The sequence below is a fragment of the Candidatus Streptomyces philanthi genome (assembly GCF_059553635.1).
The window spans coordinates 1-6,916 of sequence record NZ_JCANQV010000288.1; the positions used below are offsets into that span (position 1 = coordinate 1).

General features: G+C 71.1%; 5 protein-coding genes. 4 read left to right on the forward strand and 1 reads right to left on the reverse strand.

Annotation, left to right across the window (positions count from 1 at the left end; all coding sequences use genetic code 11):
- From AC51EU_RS24735 to AC51EU_RS24750, 4 genes are all read left to right on the forward strand, one after another.
- A partial coding sequence (locus tag AC51EU_RS24735) for a multifunctional oxoglutarate decarboxylase/oxoglutarate dehydrogenase thiamine pyrophosphate-binding subunit/dihydrolipoyllysine-residue succinyltransferase subunit (RefSeq protein WP_496269270.1) occupies nucleotides 1-3,382 on the forward strand: 3,382 nt, incomplete at its 5' end.
- A gap of 117 nt (nucleotides 3,383-3,499) precedes the next feature.
- Nucleotides 3,500-3,679 carry a DUF6104 family protein gene (locus tag AC51EU_RS24740; protein WP_030811338.1) on the forward strand — a complete coding sequence of 60 codons (180 nt, stop codon included), beginning with the start codon at nucleotides 3,500-3,502 and terminating at the stop codon, nucleotides 3,677-3,679.
- Between the two features lie 105 nt (nucleotides 3,680-3,784).
- A complete protein-coding gene (locus tag AC51EU_RS24745; protein WP_496269271.1) occupies nucleotides 3,785-4,684 on the forward strand; it encodes a DUF4097 family beta strand repeat-containing protein in 900 nt (299 codons plus the stop codon).
- A gap of 2 nt (nucleotides 4,685-4,686) precedes the next feature.
- The gene (locus tag AC51EU_RS24750; protein WP_496269273.1) at nucleotides 4,687-5,709 is read left to right on the forward strand and encodes a PadR family transcriptional regulator; all 1,023 of its coding nucleotides are present in this window, start codon (nucleotides 4,687-4,689) and stop codon (nucleotides 5,707-5,709) included.
- Between the two features lie 42 nt (nucleotides 5,710-5,751).
- Here AC51EU_RS24750 and AC51EU_RS24755 read toward each other — a convergent pair whose 3' ends face one another.
- The gene (locus AC51EU_RS24755; protein WP_496269274.1) at nucleotides 5,752-6,714 is read right to left on the reverse strand and encodes a zinc-binding dehydrogenase; all 963 of its coding nucleotides are present in this window, start codon (nucleotides 6,712-6,714) and stop codon (nucleotides 5,752-5,754) included.
- Nucleotides 6,715-6,916: the final 202 nt, after the last annotated feature.

Consider the following 6,916-nt stretch of genomic DNA (forward strand, 5'->3'; position numbering starts at 1 on the left):
CACCGAGGCGCCGGCCGGTCCCGAGCTGGTCACCCTGCGTGGCCCCTCGGCCGCGGTCGCGAAGAACATGAACGCCTCGCTGGAGCTGCCGACGGCCACGTCCGTGCGCGCGGTGCCGGTGAAGCTGCTGTTCGACAACCGCATCGTCATCAACAACCACCTCAAGCGCGCCCGTGGCGGGAAGGTCTCCTTCACGCACCTCATCGGGTACGCGATGGTGCAGGCCCTCAAGGCCATGCCGTCGATGAACTACTCCTTCCAGGAGAAGGACGGCAAGCCGACGCTGGTCAAGCCCGAGCACGTCAACCTCGGTCTGGCCATCGACCTGGTCAAGCCGAACGGTGAGCGCCAGCTCGTCGTCGCCGCCATCAAGAAGGCCGAGACGCTCTCGTTCTTCGAGTTCTGGCAGGCGTACGAGGACATCGTCCGCCGGGCCCGCGCCAACAAGCTGACGATGGCCGACTTCACCGGCGTCACCGCGTCGCTGACGAACCCCGGCGGCATCGGCACCGTCCACTCCGTGCCGCGGCTGATGCCCGGCCAGGGCCTGATCGTCGGCGTCGGCGCGATGGACTACCCGGCGGAGTTCCAGGGCACCTCCCAGGACACCCTGAACAAGCTCGGCGTCTCCAAGATCATGACGCTGACCAGCACCTACGACCACCGCGTGATCCAGGGCGCCGCCTCCGGCGAGTTCCTGCGCGTGATGAACCAGCTGCTGCTCGGCGAGAACGACTTCTTCGACGACATCTTCAAGTCGCTGCGCATCCCCTACGAGCCGGTGCGCTGGCTGCGGGACATCGACGTCTCGCACGACGACGACGTCACCAAGGCGGCCCGGGTCTTCGACCTGATCCACGCCTACCGGGTGCGCGGCCACGTCATGGCCGACACCGACCCGCTGGAGTACCGCCAGCGCAAGCACCCCGACCTCGACATCATCGAGCACGGGCTCACCCTGTGGGACCTGGAGCGCGAGTTCGCGGTCGGCGGCTTCTCCGGCAAGTCCATGATGAAGCTGCGCGACATCCTGGGCGTGCTGCGCGACTCGTACTGCCGCACCACCGGCATCGAGTACATGCACATCCAGGACCCCAAGCAGCGCAAGTGGATCCAGGACCGGGTCGAGCGCAGCCACGACTCCCCGGAGCGTGAGGAGCAGCTGCGCATCCTGCGGCGGCTGAACTCCGCCGAGGCGTTCGAGACGTTCCTGCAGACCAAGTACGTCGGCCAGAAGCGCTTCTCGCTGGAGGGCGGCGAGTCCGTCATCCCGCTGCTGGACGCGGTCATCGACTCCGCGGCCGAGTCGCGGCTGGACGAGGTCGTCGTCGGCATGGCCCACCGCGGCCGGCTGAACGTCCTCGCCAACATCGTCGGCAAGTCGTACGCGCAGATCTTCCGCGAGTTCGAGGGCAATCTCGACCCGAAGTCGATGCACGGCTCCGGCGACGTGAAGTACCACCTGGGCGCCGAGGGCACCTTCACCGGTCTGGACGGCGAGCAGATCAAGGTCTCGCTCACCGCCAACCCCTCGCACCTGGAGGCGGTCGACCCGGTCCTGGAGGGCGTCGCCCGCGCCAAGCAGGACCTCATCGGCAAGGGCGGCACGGACTTCACCGTCCTGCCGATCGCCCTGCACGGCGACGCGGCCTTCGCGGGCCAGGGCGTCGTGGCCGAGACGCTGAACATGTCGCAGCTGCGCGGCTACCGCACCGGCGGCACCGTGCACATCGTCATCAACAACCAGGTCGGCTTCACCGCCCCGCCGGAGTCCGCGCGCTCCTCCATGTACGCCACGGACGTGGCCCGCATGATCGAGGCGCCGATCTTCCACGTGAACGGTGACGACCCGGAGGCGGTCGTCCGCGTCGGCCGGCTGGCGTTCGAGTTCCGTCAGGCGTTCAACAAGGACGTCGTGATCGACCTGATCTGCTACCGGCGCCGCGGTCACAACGAGTCGGACAACCCGGCGTTCACCCAGCCGCTGATGTACGACCTGATCGACAAGAAGCGTTCGGTGCGCAAGCTGTACACCGAGTCGCTGATCGGCCGGGGCGACATCACGCTGGAGGAGGCCGAGCAGGCGCTCCAGGACTTCCAGGGCCAGCTGGAGAAGGTCTTCTCCGAGGTCCGCGAGGCCACCACGGCGCCGATGTCGCCCGAGGTGCCGCAGCCGCAGGCCGAGTTCCCGGTCCAGGTGGAGACCGCGGTCTCCCAGGAGGTCGTGAAGCGGATCGCCGAGTCCCAGGTCAACATCCCCGACAACATCACCGTGCACCCGCGTCTGCTGCCGCAGCTCCAGCGCCGCGCGGCGATGGTCGAGGACGGCACGATCGACTGGGGCATGGGCGAGACCCTGGCCCTCGGTTCGCTGCTGATGGAGGGCACCCCGGTCCGGCTCGCCGGCCAGGACTCCCGCCGCGGCACGTTCGGCCAGCGTCACGCGGTCCTCATCGACCGGGCGACCGGCGAGGACTACACCCCGCTGCTCTACCTCTCCGACGACCAGGCGCGCTTCAACGTCTACGACTCGCTGCTGAGCGAGTACGCGGCGATGGGCTTCGAGTACGGCTACTCGCTGGCCCGCCCCGAGGCGCTGGTCATGTGGGAGGCGCAGTTCGGTGACTTCGCCAACGGCGCGCAGACCGTCGTCGACGAGTTCATCTCGTCCGCCGAGCAGAAGTGGGGCCAGACCTCCGGCGTCACCCTGCTGCTGCCGCACGGCTACGAGGGCCAGGGCCCGGACCACTCCTCGGCCCGGATCGAGCGCTTCCTCCAGCTGTGCGCGCAGAACAACATGACGGTCGCCATGCCGACGCTGCCGTCGAACTACTTCCACCTGCTGCGCTGGCAGGTCCACAACCCGCACCACAAGCCGCTGGTCGTCTTCACCCCGAAGTCGATGCTGCGTCTGAAGGCCGCGGCGTCGAAGACGGAGGAGTTCACCACCGGCGGCTTCCGCCCGGTGATCGGCGACGACACGGTCGCGCCGGACGCGGTCCGCAAGGTGCTGTTCTGCTCCGGCAAGGTCTACTACGACCTGGAGGCCGAGCGGGCCAAGCGCGGTGCCGACGATGTCGCGATCGTCCGTATCGAGCGGCTGTACCCGCTGCCGGGCAAGGAGCTCCAGGCGGAGATCGCCAAGTTCCCGAACGCGGGCAAGTTCCTGTGGGTGCAGGAGGAGCCGGCGAACCAGGGTGCCTGGCCGTTCCTCGGCCTGAACCTCATCGACCACCTGGACCTGGCGGTCGGTGCGGACGTCCCGCACGGCGAGCGTCTGCGCCGCATCTCGCGGTCGCACTCCTCGTCGCCGGCGGTCGGTTCCGCCAAGCGTCACCAGGCGGAGCAGGCCCAGCTGGTCGCCGAGGCGTTCGACGCGTAAGCGGCCGCACGGTCGTCCGGGCCCGTCCCCGCAGTCGCGGGGGCGGGCCCTTCGCCGTGTCCGTGAGGGGCTGCCTATCCTGGCGGCACTTGTACCGAGACCCCTGGTGGAGAGCACGTGTATTTCACTGACCGCGGCATCGAGGAACTGGAGAACCGGCGCGGCGAGGAGGAGGTCACCCTGGGTTGGGTGGCCGACCAGCTGCGGACGTTCGTCGATCTGAACCCGGACTTCGAGGTGCCGGTGGAGCGGCTGGCGACCTGGCTGGCGCGGCTGGACGACGAGGACGACGAGTAGGAGGGGGCGGGCGGGCCGCCCGCTTGACTTCCCCCGACCGCGATATATCGTGTCTAACGAAGACACGATATGTTGCGTTGTCCGTTCGCCCAGGGGAGGCCAGGAATGCCCGCCCGCACCGCGCGATCACCCCGTACCGTCGAGGTGACCGCCCCCCGCACGCTGGAGATCGACGAGCCCTTCGACAGGGTCGACGTCCAGATCATCGGCGGCGCCGTCAACGTCGTCGGCACCACGGACGACAGCACCCCCCGCGTCGAGATCGACGAGCTGCACGGCGCGCCGCTGACCGTCTCCTGTCACGACGGCACACTGACCATCGGCTACCAGGACTTCCCCTGGAAGGGCTTCCTCCAGATCCTCGACCGCACCCGGCGCCGCGCCAGCGCGGTGGTGTCGGTCAGAGTGCCGTCGGCCACCCGTGTCACGGTCGAGGTGGTCGGCGCGAGCGCCGTCGTCTCCGGGATCTCCGGCCGTACGGACCTCAACGGCGTCACCGGCGACAGCACCCTGGTCGGCCTGACCGGGCCGGTGCGCGCGCACACCGTCTCGGGCAAGGTCGAGGCCCAGGCCGTCACCGGCGCGCTGCGCTTCCAGTCCGTCTCGGGCGATCTGACCGTCATCGACGGCGCCGGGGCGTCGGTGCGCGCGGAGTCCGTCAGCGGTGACATGCTCCTCGACCTCGACCCGGCGGACACCGGGACCGACATCGCCCTGACCACCGTCTCGGGCGAGGTCGCCATCCGGCTGCCCGACCCGGCGGACGCGACGGTGGACGCCAACACCACCAGCGGCACGGTCTCCAACGCCTTCGACTCGCTGCGGGTCAGCGGCCAGTGGGGCACCAAGCGGCTGGCCGGCGCCCTCGGCGCGGGCAACGGCAGCCTCAAGGTCACCACCGTCACCGGCGGTGTCGCCCTGCTGCGGCGGCCCGCCTTCGAACCGGCCGCGGACGACGACGGCGGGCGGCACGCCGGCCCGCCCCCGCAGAGGAAGGTGCTCTGAGCATGCCCCCCGTCTTCGCCCACGGCCGCCTCCGTCTCTACCTCCTCAAGCTGCTCGACGAGGCACCCCGCCACGGCTACGAGATCATCCGGCTGCTGGAGGAACGCTTCCAGGGCCTCTACGCCCCGTCCGCCGGCACGGTCTACCCGCGGTTGGCCAAGCTGGAGGCCGAGGGCCTGGTCACCCACACCACCGAACGCGGCCGCAAGGTCTACGCGCTCAGCGAGGCCGGCCGCGCCGAACTCGCCGACCGCGGCGGGGAACTGGCGGAACTGGAGCTGGAGATCCGCGAGTCCGTCGCGTCGCTGGCGTCCGACATCCGCGAGGACGTCAGCGGTTCGGCGCGCGATCTGCGCCAGGAGATGCGGGCCGCCGCCCGGCAGGCCCGCGAACGGTCCGCCACCGGTGCCCGCCCGGCGGGCGCGGCGGGCCGCGGGGCCGCGCCGGACGGGGAGCGTGCCGAGGTCCCGTCCGGGGACAAGGAGGCGTGGCGGCAGGCGAAGGAGGAGTTCCGGCGCGCCAAGGAGGGGTGGAAGGAGCAGGCGCGGCGGGCGAAGGAGGAGAGCCGGCGCGCCCGCCAGGAGGCCCAGCGGGCCCGCAAGCAGGCCCGGGACGCCCAGGACTTCGCCCGCGAGGAGATGCAGCGGGTCATCCGGCAGGTCCAGGAGCAGGCCCAGGCGGGGGTGATGTCCGGCGACTGGTCGGGCGCGGTGCGCGAGGTCCTCGCCGAGGTCTCCCGCGAGGTCGGCCGTTTCACGGCGTCCGCCTCCGGCACCGTACGGGACCACGCGGACGGGCCCGACGCCGGTACGGAGGCACCCCGGGAGCCGGCCTGGGCGCGCGAGCCCGCGGGCGAGGACCCGGCGCGCGCCTTCGACCGGCTGCTGGACCGCTTCCGCGACGAGCTGCGCGACGCCGCCCGCGACCACGGGGTCACCCCGGAGCAGTACGACCGGGCCCGCGGCGATCTGGCGGCGGCCGCCGCCCGCATCGGCACCCTGCTGCGCGAAGGGCCGACGGCATAACGGGCCGCGCGGGGGACAGGGAGCCCCGTCCCCCGCGGCAGCTCACACGGTCAGCACGATCTTGCCGAACAGGTCGCCCTCCGCCATCTTGGCGAAGCCCTCGCGGGCCCGGTCCAGCGGCAGGGTGGAGTCGATGACGGGGCGTACGCCCTTGGCGGCGCAGAAGGCGAGCAGGGAGGAGAGTTCCTCCTTGCTGCCCATCGTGGAGCCGACGACCTTCAGCTCCAGGAAGAAGATCCGGTTGAGTTCGGTGTGCTCCGGGTTGAAGCCGCTGGTGGCGCCGGAGATGACGAGGGTGCCGCCGGGGCGCAGCGAGCGGACCGAGTGCGACCAGGTGGCGGCGCCGACCGTCTCGATCACCGCGTCCACCCGGTGCGGCAGCCGCTCGCCGCTGCCGAACGCCGCCTCGGCGCCGAGCTGTTCGGCGCGGCGGCGCTTGGCCTCGTCCCGGCTGGTGGCGAAGACCCGCAACCCGGCGGCGGCGCCCAGCACGATGGCGGCGGTCGCCACCCCGCCGCCCGCGCCCTGCACCAGCACGCTGTCACCGGGCCGTACCCCGGCGTTGGTGAACAGCATCCGGTACGCGGTGAGCCAGGCGGTGGGCAGGCAGGCGGCCTCCTCGAAGGAGAGTTCGGCGGGTTTGGGCAGGACGTTCCAGGCGGGGACGGTGACCTGTTCGGCGAAGGTGCCCTGGTAGCGCTCGGTGAGGATGGAGCGGGGCTCCTTCGGGCCGACGCCGTGCCCGCTCTGCCCGATGACGGAGTGGACGACGACGTCGTTGCCGTCCGCGTCCACTCCCGCGGCGTCGCAGCCGAGGATCATCGGCAGCGCCTCCTCGCCGAGTCCCACACCGCGCAGCGACCACAGGTCGTGGTGGTTGAGGGAGGCGGCCTTCACGTTCACGGTCGTCCAGCCGGGGCGTGTCTCGGGGGCGGGACGTTCGCCCAGTTCGAGGCCGTTGAGCGGCTGGTCGCGGTCGATGCGCGCGGCGTAGGCAGCAAACATGATCCCAACGTAGGGCGCCAGGGCCTGTCGTCAAACCCCCGTCGTTCGCCCGGAGGGCGGGCCGCGCGGCGTCCGGTGCGTGCGATCTCAAGGCGGAGGGTCGTCCCGATACCGGTCGTATCGGGGCGATCCGACAACGCGGAGAGCGTGCGTGCCGGGCGTCGCGCGGCAGGCGGGGGTTTGACGACAGGCCCTGGCGTGC